A 16,124-nucleotide genomic window follows, 5' to 3' on the forward strand; every position below is an offset into this window, starting at 1 on the left:
ATAAGCGCAGTGCCCCACAGCAAAGCTGTTCGCCGTTCTGGACAGGGTAGGGAAGCGGAACGTGCAAATAGCCGCTTCATATACGGAATACGGAAGCATCCTGCCAGAAAAGCCCAGAATCCACCGCTACCCCAAAATCCCATCGGCGCACCAGATGTCACCAGTAGTACAAAGCCTAGTGCGGTGCCGCCCCATGTGGTGTGCCATAGGTGCCACCAAGCTCTTGTTTGGGCTAAGTCGTTCTTCCGAACGTCATGAATTGCCAACGTATCGTCCATGGGCGGGCGGCACAACAGCGCCGGATTACCCTACTGCTACGCCAGCATTGCCCGAAACGTTGGCTGCTCTGCGCTTAGGCGTTCTGGAAGCGCGGCGGTGCCGGCTCGCATAGGAAGTAGACGGCTGCCAACGCCGCCGCCAGATACGGCAGCGACATGGTGACTAGACTGCGCAGATCAACCACCGGCAAATGGTGCAGAACGAAGAAATTAGTTACTGCGTAGCAGCCTAGTACGGCTACAGTACCAATAGTACGGCGCGCCGAGCAGGTAGACAACTGGCCCAACAACCGGAAAAGGGGTACGCAGAAAGGCAGAACTAACAAGGAAACCAAGGCGGCCAGCAAACCACTAAACAGGCCGATGGAAAAATCGGCAGGACGGTCGAGCGCGAAGTCAATAGTCAGTAGTATGGTGCCTCCTAAGTTGCTGAGCAGCCACAACGATAGAGCCTTACGCAGAGAGTAATTGGTTAGTGAAGTAAAAGATAACATATAACGCAGCGGTAAAAAAGTTGGGAAAAGTAAGGAGACTAGGAAAAAGAAGTTGGATTTCTATTTTCTGGAAATGTTAACCAAAAATGGGAAAAGTGAAACTGTATCTTGATTTTATATACGAAACGGCGGTTTTGCAGGATTTTCATCAAATGGAACTTTTTTATATAAACTGTCCTACAGTGCCTAATTCGAAACATTTCTACTGTATTTTTTTATAAACAGAGGCAGTTACATAGACTAGCACTAATAGCCATCTAGCGGTATCTGCGCTGAGGAATAAAGAGCGGAAGCCTAATTGCAAACGAAACTTCCCATTTTGGCAGCAACTATACCCTATAGAGCTAGTCGCGATTCCCAATTCTTACTAGGGCCACTCAATAGAGAAAAGCTCTAGCGTTTGGAAATCTCGACTGTATTTAGAAACTTTGTAATGCAAAGTGCTCTGTATAGATCTATGAAGCCAGTTACCGATCCGCTCGCCCAACTCACGGAAATCCGCGCCATTATGGAGCGCTCCTCGCGGTTCATTTCGCTTAGTGGCCTGTCGGGGGTAGGGGCGGGGGTGGTAGCGCTGGCCGGCGTGGCTGTGGGCAACTGGTACCTCAACAGTCAGTATGGCCCCCAGGGCTTTATGCGACTGATGAACGGTAGCTACGATACTCGGCAGGAGGCGCTACCGTTTCTGCTAGGCCTAGCGGCTGTTATTATTACCCTGGCACTGGGTGTAGCCTTCTTTTTCACGCAGCGCCGTGCCCGGCAAAACGGCATGGCCCTGTGGGGGCCGTTAGGACGGCGACTGGCGCTCAGCCTGGCTATTCCATTGGTAGCAGGTGGGCTATTCTGTTTGATGCTCTACCTGCGCGGTGCCGCCGGGTTGGTGATACCGGGTATGCTGCTGTTCTACGGGTTGGCCCTGCTGAATGCCAGCAAGTACACGCTGGACGAAATCCGGTGGCTGGGCCTCACCCAAATTGGGCTGGGATTGCTCGCAACCTTGCTTCCGGTTTGGGGGTTAGTGTTCTTTGCCTTTGGGTTTGGGCTGTGCCACATCGGCTATGGCCTACTCATGTATAACCGTTACGAACGTTCCCGCCCCGCGTGAAGTACGCCATTCATACGCTCAACAAAGCTTTCGACAACCGCGTGCGGCTAGGCGTTATGGCCGTGCTCATGACTACCGATTCCGTGAGCTTCAACGACTTGAAGGAAGCCTTAGACCTCACCGACGGCAACCTGGCCAGCCACGTGTCGGCCCTGGAAAAAGCGGGCTACGTAACCGTCACAAAACAGTTTGTGGGTAAGAAACCCAATACCACCTACACTGCTTCAGCCGAAGGCAAGCAAGCGTTTCAGGAGCACCTGAATGCCTTGGAAAAACTCTTGAAAGGAGGGTAGGCTCTTTTTTTTGTGTATAAACTTTGAAATACAAAGTACTTTAATAAAAAATATGGCAACTTATTCACCTAGTGCGGTCTACCAGACGGCCGCCGCGCCTACTGTCCCCCCATTTCCGCTCACTACGCTGCAAAAGCTGGCATTGCCGGTAGGCGCCATTCTGTTCGACGTACTATTCTGGCACGAGCGCATGGCCCTGAACATGTTGGTATATACGGTATTTGTGCTGGGCGTGAGCGTAGCTGGCCTGCCGCGTACTGCTCCGCAGTGGCGCTCGGGCTATTGCTGGCTGCTGCTGATGGGAACATTGCTGAGTGCCGTGTTGGTTGCCGTGTATGCTTCCGGGGCAGCGCAGTTGGCGGCGGTGGTGTCGCTGGCAGGGTGGCTGGGCTACCGCAACCAGCCCCACCTGCGCCTGGTGCTGTATGCTGTGCTCACCAGCCTACTGAATCTGGTGCCGGCCACCCAGCGCCTGTTCCAACTGGTACGGTTGCCGGCCAACCTGAACAATAGGGTAGGGCGTGGCTGGTTCTACGGCCGGTTGCTGGTACTGCCATTGGCTGCGCTGGCAGTCTTCCACGTGTTGTTTGTGCTGGCCAATCCGAAGTATGAAGCCCTCACGGCGCGATTCTGGGAGTTGGTAGGCGAGGCCCTGGACCTACTGTTCAGCCGCTTATCGGTGCCGCATGTGCTGTTTTTTCTGTTGGGCCTAGTGCTCACGGCCGGCGCATTACTACTCTTGCCATTGCACTATTTCGCCGACCACGAGTCGCGCTTCGGGGAGTTTGTGCAGCGGCAACGCGACCGAGTAGCCTCGCTAGGCGTACGCCACCCCGATTTTCGCGCTGACCGTTTTCCGCCCCTGGGCCTGCGTCGCGAGTACTTAATGGCCGTGAGCCTGTTGGTGCTGGTGAATGGGCTGCTACTTGTGGTCAATCTCATCGACATCAGCTGGATCTGGATTGACTTCCAACCCACCGCCAACTTCGACCTCACACAGTTTGTGCACGAGGGTACGTATGTGCTCATTCTGAGCATTTTGGTGGCAATGGGGATTGTGCTGTGGTTTTTCCGGCGCAACCTTAACTTCTACCCCCGGGGTCTCGCTACCCTGCGGTGGCTAGCTACCGTGTGGGTGGTGCAGAATGCGGTGCTAGCCGTGTCGGTAGGGCTGCGCAACTACTACTATATCATATATACGGGTCTGGCCTACAAGCGCATCGGGGTATATGGCTTCCTGCTGTTAACGTTCTTTGGCCTGCTCACGGTGTTGCTGAAAATCTGGCAGCGGCGTTCGGCCTACTCTCTGGTGCGCCTAAATATGCTGGCCGCCTACGTGGTATTGCTGCTGCTAGCCGCCGGCAACTGGGAAATCTGGATGGTGCGCTACAACCTGCAAACCCGTTTTCAGCGCGTTGACTACGGCTTTTTGCTTGACATGCCCGACCGCGTGTTACCCGAGCTGGCCGCTACCGCGCCTACCCTTGCCGGCCGCGAGCTAGTACAGGAAAACGACTACAACCAGTGGGTAGCCTTACCCGAAACCGAAGCACAGGCCCGCCTGCAGCAGCGCATTATAGAGTTTCAAGCGTTGGAGGCGCAACGCCGCTGGCCCAGCCGCTCCTGGGCTGACTGGCAAGCCATTCAAACCATCAAAGCAACCACACTTACGCATGCTTCTCAATCTCGTCCTTAGCCTGCTTGCGCTGTTGAGCTGCGGCGGTGGGGTGGTAGTCCTAGCCATGGTGCTCACCTGGCAAGAGCATGCCGCTACCCCCGACGTGCGCTGGCGGCGCCTGGTATACCTGGTGCTACCCGTTACGGTGCTGGTAGCGGGCCTTATGCTTGGGTCATTAACGCTGGTGTTTCGATACTGGACGCCGGCCGCGGCCGGGTAGATACAGTAGAGGGTTATGAGAAATCTAGTAAGCGAACTTGGGAAGTTTGTGTGGAGGATACTATGTCTGCCCCCAGCACTTTTATGGTGGGCGATGGCGGGCCTGGTGTTTGCCGGCCTGAATGAGCTGCTAATTGAAGAGCTATGGCCTACTACACCTAAGGCTGGGATGTTTTTTGTAATGGCGGCTTGTGTATGCGGTATTCTGCTTGTGTGGTCGATACCACCAACTGTACGCGCATTGTATCGCACAGCCACTCATATTGTGTGGCGTACGTTATGTTGGTGGCTTTGGGTAGGAAGTATAGTATGTGTGATAGGAGCAAACTGTGCGTTGGGGTTTGGATTGCTGCTCAGTTTTGCGGAATGGACGGTTAAAGGCTCATAATATAATTGTGGTTCATACAGTCGTTATGGTAAGGCTAACAGTTGATCATACGCCCGCCCGCGCCTAATCTGGTATATTTGTACCTGCCAGGCCCCTACCCGTTGCGCGGGCCGGTTCCAACGCGCTCCGCATGTCCGCTCCCGACCTTCCGAATCAAGAGAATTCCACTCCCGTTCCGCCTCGCCGTCGTTGGCCCAACCGCTTGTCGCGCTTTATGTGGGCGCTGTTCATCATTGGGGTAGGGGTGTTTCTGCTCTATCCTATTTTGGTAAGCACCAACTTCCTATTCTTGTTCGGGAAGTCGCCGAGCCTGGAGGAACTGGAAGATCCTAAGGTGGAGCAGGCCTCGGAACTGTACTCATCGGATGGTGTGCTGATGGGCACGTACTTCCGCGAAAACCGTTCGCCGGTAGCCTACAATAAGATTTCCCCCCTGCTCATCAAGGCGCTGATTGCCACCGAAGACGTGCGTTTTTACGACCACTCCGGCATTGATGCCACTGCCCTGGCCCGCGCTGTGGCAGGCGTGCTCAGCGGCGACACGCGCAGCGGCGGTGGCTCTACCATCACCCAGCAGCTAGCCAAAAACCTTTACAAAACCCGCCGTGGCGAAACCCGCGGGGGACTGGGCCACATTCCCGGCGTGAGCACCATCATCAGCAAAACCAAGGAGTGGCTGACGGCCGTGGAGCTGGAAAAGCGCTATACCAAGGAAGAAATTCTGCGCATGTACCTCAATACCATGGAGTACGGCTCCAATGCGTTCGGTATTAAGGTGGCCGCTAAGACCTTCTTTAGTACTTCGCCCGATAGCCTTTCTCCTCAGGAAGCGGCCATGTTGGTAGGGTTGCTCAATAACCCTACTGCCTTCAACCCACGCTTTCACCCCGAAGCAGCTCTGAAGCGACGCAACCTAGTACTCATGCGTATGGGCCAGGCGGGCTTTCTGAGACCCACCGCAGCCGACTCGCTTCAACAACTACCCATTGCGCTACAATACCACGTAGAGCGCCACATTGATGGGCCGCCTACCTACTTCCGGGGGGCCATCAGTCAGGCGCTAACTACCTGGTGTGAGCAAAACGGCTACGACCTCTACCGCGACGGTCTGCGCGTATATACCACTATCGACTCGCGTATGCAGGAGCACGCCGAGTATGCGGTGGAAAAGCACATGAAGAACCTGCAACGCCGGTTCGATACCTTCTGGCGCAACCGCAACCAGAACCCCTGGGTGAACGAAAAGGGCAAAGAAATCCCGAACTTCATTGAAACCCAGATGAAGCGTACCCAGCAGTACAAGATGCTGGCGGCGCAGTTCAAGGGGCAGCCCGCCCGCCTAGACTCGGCCCTACGCGCCAAGCGTCCCATGAAGGTGTTTACTTGGAAGGGCGACAAGGATACTACGCTGCTGCTTTCCCCGCTAGACTCGTTGGCTTACTACAAGCATTTCTTGCAGGCGGGCATGATGACGATGGACCCTTTCACGGGCCAGATCAAAGCCTGGGTAGGCGGCCTCGATTACCGCTTCTTTCAGTACGACCACGTGAAACAGGGCAAGCGCCAGGCGGGCTCCACGTTTAAGCCCTTTGTCTACCTCACGGCTATTGACAACGGCTACACCCCCTGCGACCGAATCCGGGATGAGCGCATCACGATTAAATACGTGGAAGACGGCAAGCCCATGGAGTGGCAGCCCGACAACGTAACGCGGTCTTACACCGGTACCAATATGACGCTGCGCCACGCCATGGCGCGCTCCGTAAATTCTGTGACGGCTCAGCTTACGGAGCTGGTAGGCTGGGACAAAGTGGCTGAGTACGCCCACAAGGTAGGTATCCGCAGCAAGCTGCTAGGGGTGCCCAGCATCGGCCTGGGTTCGGGCGGCGACGTGAGCGTGTACGAGATGGTGAATGCCTACAGCACGTTCGTCAACCAGGGCTTCCGCTCCGAGCCGCGCCTGATTACGCGCATCGAAGACCGCAACGGCAACGTCATTGCGCAGTTTGACCCACGCCAGAAACGGGTTATCTCGGCCGAAACGGCTTGGCTGATGACCTACATGCTGCGCGGCGGCATGGAGGAGCCTGGTGGTACCTCGCAAGCTCTCTGGGATTATGAACTCTGGAAAAACAACAACCAGATTGGCGGCAAAACCGGCACCACCTCCAACTACTCCGATGGCTGGTATATGGGCGTCACCCGCGACCTGGTAACCGGCGTGTGGGTAGGCGGTGAGGACCGTAGCATCCACTTCCTGCACTCCGAGCAGGGAGAAGGCGGCCGCATGGCCCTACCCATCTTCGGCCTCTACATGGAGAAGATCTACCAGGACAAGGAACTGGACTATAAAATGGGGCCGTTTCCGAAGCCCACAGTTAAGATCAACAAGAAGTACCAGTGCGTGACCGAAGCGCCCCGCCGCCGCCGCGAAGCCGTCGACTCACTGCAGATTGACAATCTGTTGGATCAGATTAACTCCGGCCGTAGCAGCGTACCGGATAGCTTGTAGGGTAGGGCAGTTACATCTGTCATTGCGAGCAGCACGAAGAATCTAAGCAGCCCTTTCGGCTCACTCAGATTCTTCGTGCTGCTCGCAATGACACCTACTCTTCCGGCTCGTAAATCTCCTCCAGGGCCTCCTGCAAGTGCGGGTACTCAAACCGGTAGCCGTGTTGTAGCACCTTATCGGCACTCACGCGCTGGGAGGCTAGTACAATCTCGCTCATCTCGCCCATCAGCAGCTTCAAGCCGAAAGCAGGTACTTTGGGGAGTACTAAGGGCCGATGCAGCACCTCCGCCAGCGTTTCTGTAAACTCGCGGTTGGTGACTGGGTGGGGAGCTACGCCATTGTACACGCCGCGCCACTCCTTTTCTTCCATCGCCTGAATGAACAATCGGCACAAATCGTCGATGTGAATCCAAGACATGTACTGCTTGCCTGAGCCCAGCGGCGCGCCCGCGCCCAACTTGGTGGGCTTGGCAATGACGGGTAGGGCGCCCCCATCGGCACTCAGCACGATGCCAATGCGAACAATAACCGTACGGATTCCTAATGCCTGTACGCGCTGGGCAGCTAACTCCCACTGCCGGGCCACATCAGCCAGAAAGTCGTCAGGGTCGGGGAGGGTGTTTTCGTCTACCACGTCGCTACCCTGGTCGCCGTAGAGACCAATAGCCGAAGCCGAGAGAAACGTTTGCACGTGGTGGTTGCCGCGGGCCAACGTACGGGCCAGCAGGTTAGTGCCCTGCGTACGGCTATCAATAATCTCTTTCTTGCGCTCCTCCGTCCACTTGCCATCCGACACGCTGGCGCCGGCCAGATTAATTACGTAGTCGGCGTAGGGAATAGCGTGCTCGTCAATATCGTCGTGGCGTGGGTCCCAATGGAAGCGGCGGAATCGCTCGACATGCGCCTCGCGGCTGAGCAGGGCCACTTCATAGCCGGCATCAATCAGCATTTCGGCCAGTCGGGTGCCAATCAGGCCAGTGCCGCCCGAGATGAGTACTTTTCGCGACATGCAGAAGGGAATTGCAGAGTGTAAAGGAAGCGCGTATGTAAGAACAAACGGCTACCGGGCAGCAGAGTTATACCTGCCCGGCAGCCGCAAGCTAGCTCATAGGCTGTAATTGGCAACAAGGATGCCGGTTTACTTGCCAATCAGGCGCAGGAACTCCTGCCGCAACTGAGCATCCTGGTCGAACGCACCGCCGTACTCGGCCGTAAGCGTGCCACTGCTGGTATCGTTCACGCCCCGGCTCATCACGCATAGGTGGTCGGCTTCAATAAGCACTGCCACGTTTTCGGTGTGCAGCGCGTTTTTCAATTCCTCGGCAATCTGGCGTGTAAGACGCTCCTGTACCTGCGGGCGGCGGGCATAATATTGCACAACCCGGTTGAGCTTAGAAAGTCCTACCACATGCTCGCCGGGCAGGTAGGCGACATGGGCTTTGCCGATGATAGGCACAAAATGATGCTCGCAGCACGAGAAAACGGTGATGTCGCGCTCTACCAGAATTTGCTGATAGCTATAGCGGTTCTCAAACAAACGTATCTCCGGCCGGTGCTCGGGATTGAGCCCGCGGAACCACTCCTGCACATACATTTTGGCTACCCGATGGGGCGTGCCTTTCAGGCTGTCGTCGGTCAGGTCGAGGCCCAGCAGGTGCATAATCTCGCGGAAATGACCGGCTATAGCATCAATCTTGGTGTCGTCGGTCAGGGCAAAGGCATCGTCGCGCAGGGGCGTGCGTAGCTCGGGGGCCAGGTGCGTATCGGGGCCGGCGGAGTGGGACGAAACCGGTTCCGTCGGGTCAAAGTTGTCCATGATATTCTACAAAGTTGCGGTCGGTTTCGTAGAGCGTTACCGACAAATGCAGGTCGGCGGCCAAGTGTGGGCGCAGCCGATTCCAGATAACGACGGCAATGTTCTCGGCCGTAGGGTTGAGGTGGCTAAACTCCGCCACGTCTAGGTTAAGGTTTCGATGGTCAAAGATACCCAGAATCTCGCGTTTCAATAGCTGGCTCAAGTCCTTCATATCATAGACGTACCCCGTCTCAGGATCCACTACCCCGCGCAGGCGCACGGTCAGCTCGTAGTTGTGCCCATGATAATGAGGGTTACTGCACGCACCAAATACCTGCTGGTTGTGCTCGTCGCTCCAGGTAGCGTTATATAAGCGGTGAGCAGCGTTGAAATGCTCCGTACGGCAGACTGTGACTAGCATAGGATAGGTACAACCAATAGAAACAACAGAAGTTTTGTGCTACGGCAGCACGGTAGCAGCAGCAAATAGCAAATTAAAGTAGCCAATGCATACAGGTATTTCTGGTTTTTGGCAGTTAAATAATATGGCATATCATTTATTGAACAAAATTCGATAATCCCTGAAAAAATCAATTATGGCGTAGCATTTGTAGTAGCCTGGGTAGCTAGATTCGACGAATTTACTTAGCTAATTGTCACGTTTACACCTTGCAACCTCTTCATTTCAAAATACTTCGCTGCATATGAAACGAAGCCTACTCCTCTCTTTTTTACTATTGGCGCTGACCGTTGCAGGTTATGCGCAACGCTCGCCCGTAGATGAAACCGAAATGGCTGTGAAGGGCATTCCCCGCAAAGGGCAGCGCGTAACGGTGCAGTTGGACAACAAGCGGGTAGAAGATGCCTGGGCAAAGCAACTAAGTGAAAAATTTGGCAGCAAGCTGAAAAACGACAAGGGAATCTATACGCTTGATGGCGTGGTGATTGAGGAAATATCCAAAACTCCTATTCGCGTGATCAGCAAGGTAGATGCAGCGCCTACCGGTACTGCCGTGTGGTGGTCCGTTGACCTCGGCAATGCCTACTTAAGCAAAGAGTCTACTCCCGCGCAGTGGAAAGCCTCGGAGGATTACCTAAAGACGTTTGCTCGTATGCTTTATCGCCAGGACTTGGCCGTGCAGGTGCAGGAAGCTGAAAAAGCGCTTTTAGCTTCGCAAAACAATCACAGTGCGGTAATTTCCAAACAGGATAACATCAAAAAAGATATTGAGAAGAACAAGGTTAAGAAAGTAGAAATTCAGCAGCAACTGGCGCAGAACGCTGCCGAACTACTGAATCTCAACAACCAGGTAGACCTGAACCTGAAAGAGCAGGAAGCTGCCCGTGCCGACATTGTGAACATGCGCGTGGCCCTCGAAGCCGTGAAAGATCGCATGAACAAGCTGGAATAGGCTTCCTCCAAAGTGCCACCAAAGTAAAACCCCGCCCGACACGGCGGGGTTTCTTGTTTATCCGGGAGTGGCGCTAATGCATAGTCTCTTGCACCAGATGCTGCGCAACTTGCTCGTCTTTCCAGCCCGCTACGCGCACGCTGCCGGCGGTAGTGCCCGTCTGCCGAAACCACTGCTCCAGCATGGGCCGCACGCTGGGATAGTCTCGCTGCAAGGCTTCCCATGTGGTAGCGCCGGGTAGAATGCGTAAGCTTGGGCGGGCGGGTATCGCCAGGACAATCTTGCGGGGCGTACCGGCCTCATCGAGTCGCAGCAGTGCCACGGGCACAATTTCCACCACGGTGCCAGTGGGTTGACTCTCGGCTAGAATCAGTGCAGTGAGGGGCTCGCCCTGGGGGTAGCGCTTTGTAGGCACATCGTGCGTGCCAGGTATAAAAGCCAGATTACCGGGGTAGGGTAAAAACTCTATCGTGCGGTTGGTGCCGGCGCGCTGGACGTGGCGGAAAGCGCGCGTGGTGGGGTCGTATTGCTGTATGTGGTTGGTGCCAGCCGGAATTTCGACCACCGCCTGTAGCAGGTGATGTTCCTCCGAAAATGTTGGCAAGTCGGCATAATCGGTGCGGCAGCCAACCAACAAGCTCAAGGTGCCCAACATCAGCGAAAGTGGTGGTAAGCGCATAAGTAAAAGTATAGGAGGTGGCCACAGTTACCCGGCAACCGAAGAGAGCTAAGTTTACGAAATCCAGCCCAACTACTGCTCCCCAACCTTTCCCAACCAGTCGCGTTTGCATAAGCACTTTCCACCTGCTGCTCCGGCAGCGCAACGCTTACATCCTATGTCTTTCCATAAAGAGCCCAAAAACGATACCCAGCACCAAAACCACTTGGACGGAGCTACCAAGATTTTGAATTCTGATTTGCAGGAAGAAGCCAGCCGCGCCGGCCTGGATAACACGCTCCAGAACTGGATTCAGGATATTAAAGACGCAAATAATCCCGAGTTTCACCAAATCGTAACGGATTTGCAGGACTTGAAAGCGCATTTCGGCTCTGGTACGCTCGACAAAAGCATTATTAAGCGCCTGCTCAATCGTTTGGGCGAAAATACCGTGAAGGCGGCTGTATTCGCTGAAAATCCCAACACCGCCGAGCGTGTGACGAAACTAGGCGAAGCGCTATTGGCTGCCAGCAAAGGAGTACAGAGCAATGAGACTACACCTGCACAGGATCTAGCAGAAGATTCTGCCGCCAACAAGTAGCGCAGGCATATATCATAAAAAAAGCCTACCCCGTAAAGGGTAGGCTTTTTTTATGGATGCTATAGTAGCACGCCTTATTTCATGCGACGCTCTTTAATACGAGCAGCTTTGCCCGACAGGCCACGCAGGTAGAACAGACGAGCACGGCGTACTTTACCACGACGAATCAGTTCGATTTTTTCGATGTTGGGCGACAACAGCGGGAAAATTCGCTCGGTACCAATTTGGTTCGAGATTTTACGCACGGTGAACGTTTCACCGTTCGAGCTGGCGTTTTTGCGCTGGATTACTACGCCCTGGAACTGCTGCACGCGCTCCTTGTTGCCCTCACGGATTTTCACGTGGACGTTAATGGTGTCGCCGGCGGCGAAATCGGGGAAGCTGGCGCGGCGCTCCTGGGATTCCTGCTGGATAAAATCGAGTAGTACGCTCATGACTGAAAAAAATCAAATGGACGGCGCCGCCGTCCGGCTAGGTTTCGGGTAAAGAGGCGCAAATATAGCCCTCTGTTTTGAAGATTGCAAGTCTAGAAGATAAATGGCCGAATTGTTAAATGGTTGAAATGCTGTGCGATTGGCTGGTTGGCCGTTCAGCGGGTAGGCAGACCACCATCCTTTCTGCTACGCAGCTATTCAATCGTTTAGTAATTCAGTTATTAATTCAACAAATCGGGCCGGCGCTGCTGCGTGCGGGCCAGTGCCTGTTCGTGCCGCCACTCTTCCACACGTGGGGTGTTGCCGGAAAGCAAGATATCGGGCACTGAATGCCCGCGCCACTCAGCTGGTCGGGTGTACACAGGCGGCGCTAGCAAGTTGTCCTGGAAAGAGTCGCTGAGGGCTGACTCTTCATTGCCAAGCACGCCTGGCAGCAGGCGTACCACGGCGTCTACCAGCACAGCAGCGCCCAGTTCTCCGCCACTTAGCACGTAGTCGCCAATACTGATTTCGTGGGTGATATATTCCTGCCGAATACGTTCATCGACGCCTTTGTAGTGGCCGCAGAGTAGCAGTAGGTTCTCACCTAGCGACAAACGGTTGACCAGCGGCTGGCGTAGGGTTTCGCCATCGGGCGTGAGGTAAACGATAGCATCGTAGGAGCGCTGAGCCATTAGCTCATCAAAGCAGGCCGCAATGGGCTCTACGCGCAGTACCATACCCGCGCCTCCACCAAATACATAGTCATCAATTTGACCGTGTTTGTTGATGGCATAGCGCCGTAAATCGTGCACGTGCAGTTCTGCCAACCCCTTATCCTGCGCCCGTTTCACGATAGAATACGCAAAGGGGCTCGCTAGTAGCTCAGGTTGGCAGGTGACAATATCAATACGCATGGTAAGTGATAGTAACGTGGCGTTTAACGGAGGCTATCCGCTGTCATCCGCAGAAGAAGTGAATAGCCCTTCGCTGCCCGCTGAGCTTAAGAGCCCAGATAAATATCGAGCAGACCTTCGGGTAGAGTTACGTAGAGCTTCTTGGTAGCTTGGTCGGCACGGGAAATGAGCTCATCAGCCACTGGGATAAGCACTTCCTGCTCTTTGTAGCGCATGGCCATCACATCCTGCTGCGGAAGCTCGTAGAAGGCCTCCACAATGCCCAACTCGCCTAGATTTTCATCTACTACTGTGTAGCCAATTACATCGTGGAAGTAGAACTGATCTTCTGCTAGTTGAGGCAAATCGGCCAAAGGGCGATAAAGTACGGCGTTGCGAAGGGGCTCGGCATCTTCTACCCGCTCCACGCCTTTCAGCTTCAGCAGCACCCGGTCGGCCGTTTGGGGCTGCACACGCTCTACGGCATATTCCTGAGGCTGATTGGGTGTAGCGGGTAGGGCCAGCCATACCGTCTTCAGCTTACGATAATCGCTCACATCGTCTACGTCCAGAAACGCCACTACCATGCCACGGAGGCCGTGGGGCTTCACCACCGTGCCCAGCTGATAATATTCGTCAAGATTCATACAAAAATGGCTAAACGTAAAAGCGGAAGGCTTGGAAGGTAGGCCACGCGGGCAAGCCCGTCGTTACCTTCTTCCAAGCCTTCCGACTTTACCTACGTGGCAGCAAGCAACTAAGCGCCAGCTTCTTCTGTGGTTTCGGCAGCAGCCTCGGTGCTTTCTGTCGCCTCGGCAGCAGGAGCAGCGGCGGCAGCGGCAGCAGCCTGGCGCTGACGGATAGCCTCAGCGCGTGCTTCGCGTACTTTGGTTTCAGCAGCCAGTTGTGCCTGACGCTTCTCGGCTTGAGCAGTGCCCAGGCTTGTGCGCTTGTCTTCGATTTTGGCGTTCTTTTGCTCCATCCACTCGTTGTAGCGCTGGTCGGCAGTTTCTTGCGAGATAGCGCCTTTGATAACGCCAAGTTGCAGGTGCTTGCGGTAGAGCACACCACGGTAGGAGAGCATAGCCCGAACCGTATCGGTAGGCTGAGCGCCCTTCATGATCCAATCGAAAGCTTTGTCGCCGTCGAAGTTGATGCTGGCAGGGTTGGTATTGGGGTCGTAGGTACCGAGTTTCTCGATGAAACGGCCGTCGCGAGGGGCGCGGGCATCGGCTACTACAATGTCAAACTGAGCGGCCTTTTTGCGGCCACGGCGGGCGAGGCGAATTTTAACTGCCATAAACCGGGTTGGTTAAGCGACGCATCTCGTGCGTCTGGTTGAAAGTGAGGCGCAAAGGTAATCACAGATTTTGCAGATTAAAAGGATTGCGCCGAAATAGATTTTGGGCTGTTGCGTGCTCGGAATCAAGCCAAAAGAAAAAGGCTGCTACCATCTCGGTAACAGCCTTTTTCTTTTGATAGTAATACAGCGGTTTAAGCCGCTACGCGCATCTTGGCTTTGGGTGCTTTGCGCTTGATTTTAATGATGCGGGCTTTGTCCAGCGTCCAGATGAACATATAGGTAGGGTCAAACTCCCACCACTTCACGCCGAAGTTGACACGCATGGGCAGCTTGTGGTGGTTGTTCTGAAACAACTCACCGAAAGCCAGAAAATCCAGGGCCAACGTATTCTTGGAGTGGTCGTGGTTGTCGAAATTTTGGTAGCCGTATTTGTGGCCGCCCCAGTTCACAATGGCACCGTGCAGCGGGCCCATCAGGAAGTGGAGGGGTAGGAGCAAGTACATCCACCAGGCTGTAGCAAAATTGATGTAAAACAGCACGTAGGCCGTGCCCCAGCCCAGACGCGACATCCAGGAGTCACCAATTTTCTCGATCAGGCTCCACTCGGGATAGTCACCCTCAAAGCGCTCCGCCAACTCATAATTGCGGTTAAGCACGTCGTTATAAATATTCTTTGTTTTCCACATCATCGTGAAGGCATTCGACGAGTACAGCGGCGAGTGCGGGTCCAGCTCTGTGTCGGAGAAGGCGTGGTGCATGCGGTGCAGCAATGCATAGGCCCGCGGCGACAAGAACGACGACCCCTGGCAGATATACGTGAACAGGAAGAAGAATTTCTCCCAAAACTTGTTCATCGTGAACATCTTGTGAGCCGCGTACCGGTGCAGGTAAAACGTCTGCGTGAACAGCGACAGATAATAGTGGGCAACGAAAAAAATGAGGATCGGCATGGATCAGAACAGTTAGAAACGCCGTGAAAAATCGAGATGAGTTGCCCGCACAAACCGAACGGGCTGCATTAAGTTCACATTCACTTCACAAACCTACGGCCAGAGCGCGCGTCGTTCAATAATCCCAGCCAAAAGGCCAAAATGTTATTAAAAGGTGAAGCAATGGAATGATAATGTGTAGGGTCTTGGGTGATGTAACCATCTGTTATCCTAAACGCAGTGAAGGGCCTTATCACGTCACAACGGCTCGTTCTGGCGTGATAAGGCCCTTCACTGCGTTCAGGATAACAGATGGTTACAGCTTTCCGCTACGTTTTTACAAATAGGCTTGGGCGGCCTCCCAGTGCGCCACGTCGGGTAGGGGAGCCCGGAAGCACATGGCTTCTTTGGTGACGGGGTGGTTAAACTCCAACTGCCGGGCGTGTAGCGCAATGCTCACGTCGGGTAGGGGAGCCAGGAAGCCGTACTTCACGTCGCCCACGATGGGCGTGCCCAGGCCCGTGCTCAGTTGGGTCCGGATTTGATGGGGGCGCCCAGTAATAGGGTTGACCTGCACCAGCCAGCGCGTGCCGGCCTGGCCCAGCACCTGGTAGTCCAGTTCCGATTTTTGACCCTGGGGGTGCAGCTTAGGGTAGGCTTTGGTGACGTTGCGGATGGGGTCTTTTACCAGCCAGTGCGTTAGATGCCCTGCCAACTCTTCAGGGGCTTTGCCTATCAGCGCCCAGTAGGTTTTGTGCACCTTGTTGTCCCGAAACATTTCATTGAGGCGGCTTAGGGCTTTGCTGGTTTTGGCCAGAGCCACTACGCCACTCACGGGCCGGTCGAGGCGGTGTGCTACGCCAATAAAGGCAGCGCCCGGCTTCTTGTATTTGAACCGCAGATACTCCTCGGCCTTGGCCGACAGCGGCTCATCGCCGGTGGCGTCGCCCTGTACCAATAGGCCAGCAGGTTTATTGATAATCAGTAGATGATTGTCCTCAAACAGGATTTCGCGGCCCTCGGCCCAAATATTCGGACGATTCACTTTTTGGAATTAATAATTAGTAATCAATAAATAAAAATTGGCGTTGTCTGCATTAGCGCAAGCCTTCACTTATTTATCAATTCTTAATTCTTCATTAGTAATGAA

18 protein-coding genes are annotated in these 16,124 nt (G+C 54.6%); 7 read left to right on the top strand and 11 right to left on the bottom strand.

Annotated features, from left to right (window positions below):
- Positions 1 to 352: 352 nt before the first annotated feature.
- Positions 353 to 772, bottom strand: coding sequence for a hypothetical protein (locus MUN82_RS00550; protein ID WP_245093907.1), 420 nt, complete (start codon positions 770 to 772; stop codon positions 353 to 355).
- A 457-nt stretch (positions 773 to 1,229) separates the two neighbouring features.
- Here MUN82_RS00550 and MUN82_RS00555 point away from each other — a divergent pair, with 457 nt between their 5' ends.
- The 5 genes from MUN82_RS00555 (at position 1,230) to MUN82_RS00575 (ending at position 6,967) form a co-directional block, all read left to right on the top strand.
- Complete coding sequence (locus MUN82_RS00555) at positions 1,230 to 1,877, top strand: hypothetical protein (protein WP_245093909.1); 648 nt, start codon at positions 1,230 to 1,232, stop codon at positions 1,875 to 1,877.
- On the top strand, positions 1,874 to 2,170 hold the full coding sequence (locus MUN82_RS00560; RefSeq protein ID WP_245093911.1) for a winged helix-turn-helix domain-containing protein: 297 nt from the start codon (positions 1,874 to 1,876) through the stop codon (positions 2,168 to 2,170). Before MUN82_RS00555 ends, MUN82_RS00560 begins: the two co-directional genes overlap by 4 nt.
- A gap of 52 nt (positions 2,171 to 2,222) precedes the next feature.
- Positions 2,223 to 3,866, top strand: a complete 1,644-nt coding sequence (locus MUN82_RS00565; protein ID WP_245093913.1) for a DUF4153 domain-containing protein — start codon at positions 2,223 to 2,225, stop codon at positions 3,864 to 3,866.
- A complete protein-coding gene (locus MUN82_RS00570; RefSeq protein ID WP_245093915.1) occupies positions 3,844 to 4,068 on the top strand; it encodes a hypothetical protein in 225 nt (74 codons plus the stop codon). Before MUN82_RS00565 ends, MUN82_RS00570 begins: the two co-directional genes overlap by 23 nt.
- Positions 4,069 to 4,585: 517 nt before the next feature.
- The gene (locus MUN82_RS00575) at positions 4,586 to 6,967 is read left to right on the top strand and encodes a penicillin-binding protein 1A (protein WP_245093917.1); all 2,382 of its coding nucleotides are present in this window, start codon (positions 4,586 to 4,588) and stop codon (positions 6,965 to 6,967) included.
- 94 nt (positions 6,968 to 7,061) lie between these two features.
- Here MUN82_RS00575 and MUN82_RS00580 read toward each other — a convergent pair whose 3' ends face one another.
- The 3 genes from MUN82_RS00580 to MUN82_RS00590 form a co-directional block, all read right to left on the bottom strand.
- Positions 7,062 to 7,976 (bottom strand): TIGR01777 family oxidoreductase, encoded by a 915-nt coding sequence (locus MUN82_RS00580; protein WP_245093919.1) that lies wholly within the window; start codon positions 7,974 to 7,976, stop codon positions 7,062 to 7,064.
- Between the two features lie 129 nt (positions 7,977 to 8,105).
- Positions 8,106 to 8,783, bottom strand: a complete 678-nt coding sequence (gene folE / locus MUN82_RS00585) for a GTP cyclohydrolase I FolE (protein WP_245093921.1) — start codon at positions 8,781 to 8,783, stop codon at positions 8,106 to 8,108.
- Positions 8,770 to 9,183 carry a 6-pyruvoyl trahydropterin synthase family protein gene (locus tag MUN82_RS00590; protein WP_245093923.1) on the bottom strand — a complete coding sequence of 138 codons (414 nt, stop codon included), beginning with the start codon at positions 9,181 to 9,183 and terminating at the stop codon, positions 8,770 to 8,772. The genes folE and MUN82_RS00590 overlap by 14 nt, the downstream gene beginning before the upstream one ends.
- A 283-nt stretch (positions 9,184 to 9,466) precedes the next feature.
- On the opposite strand from MUN82_RS00590, the gene MUN82_RS00595 reads away from it, so the two are divergent.
- Entirely contained in the window at positions 9,467 to 10,174 is a 708-nt protein-coding gene (locus MUN82_RS00595; protein WP_245093925.1) for a hypothetical protein, read from the top strand.
- 73 nt (positions 10,175 to 10,247) lie between these two features.
- Here the strand turns inward: MUN82_RS00595 and MUN82_RS00600 are convergent, their stop codons facing one another.
- Entirely contained in the window at positions 10,248 to 10,853 is a 606-nt protein-coding gene (locus MUN82_RS00600; protein WP_245093927.1) for an inorganic diphosphatase, read from the bottom strand.
- A gap of 157 nt (positions 10,854 to 11,010) precedes the next feature.
- Between MUN82_RS00600 and MUN82_RS00605 the strand changes: the two genes are divergently transcribed.
- On the top strand, positions 11,011 to 11,433 hold the full coding sequence (locus MUN82_RS00605) for a hypothetical protein (protein WP_245093929.1): 423 nt from the start codon (positions 11,011 to 11,013) through the stop codon (positions 11,431 to 11,433).
- A gap of 74 nt (positions 11,434 to 11,507) precedes the next feature.
- Here the strand turns inward: MUN82_RS00605 and rplS are convergent, their stop codons facing one another.
- The 6 genes from rplS to MUN82_RS00635 form a co-directional block, all read right to left on the bottom strand.
- Positions 11,508 to 11,867, bottom strand: a complete 360-nt coding sequence (rplS, locus tag MUN82_RS00610; RefSeq protein ID WP_245093930.1) for a 50S ribosomal protein L19 — start codon at positions 11,865 to 11,867, stop codon at positions 11,508 to 11,510.
- Positions 11,868 to 12,088: 221 nt separating this feature from the next.
- Positions 12,089 to 12,763: a tRNA (guanosine(37)-N1)-methyltransferase TrmD gene (gene trmD / locus MUN82_RS00615; protein ID WP_245093931.1), complete on the bottom strand. Its 675-nt coding sequence runs from the start codon at positions 12,761 to 12,763 to the stop codon at positions 12,089 to 12,091.
- An 86-nt stretch (positions 12,764 to 12,849) separates the two neighbouring features.
- A complete protein-coding gene (gene rimM, locus MUN82_RS00620) occupies positions 12,850 to 13,389 on the bottom strand; it encodes a ribosome maturation factor RimM (protein WP_245093932.1) in 540 nt (179 codons plus the stop codon).
- A gap of 110 nt (positions 13,390 to 13,499) precedes the next feature.
- Positions 13,500 to 14,042, bottom strand: coding sequence for a 30S ribosomal protein S16 (locus tag MUN82_RS00625; protein WP_245093933.1), 543 nt, complete (start codon positions 14,040 to 14,042; stop codon positions 13,500 to 13,502).
- A 194-nt stretch (positions 14,043 to 14,236) separates the two neighbouring features.
- A complete protein-coding gene (locus tag MUN82_RS00630; protein WP_245093934.1) occupies positions 14,237 to 14,995 on the bottom strand; it encodes an acyl-CoA desaturase in 759 nt (252 codons plus the stop codon).
- 316 nt (positions 14,996 to 15,311) lie between these two features.
- Positions 15,312 to 16,019: an RluA family pseudouridine synthase gene (locus MUN82_RS00635; RefSeq protein WP_245093935.1), complete on the bottom strand. Its 708-nt coding sequence runs from the start codon at positions 16,017 to 16,019 to the stop codon at positions 15,312 to 15,314.
- Between the last annotated feature and the right edge of the window lie 105 nt (positions 16,020 to 16,124).

Origin of the sequence: Hymenobacter aerilatus, assembly GCF_022921095.1 — a bacterium.
Taxonomy (GTDB): domain Bacteria; phylum Bacteroidota; class Bacteroidia; order Cytophagales; family Hymenobacteraceae; genus Hymenobacter; species Hymenobacter aerilatus.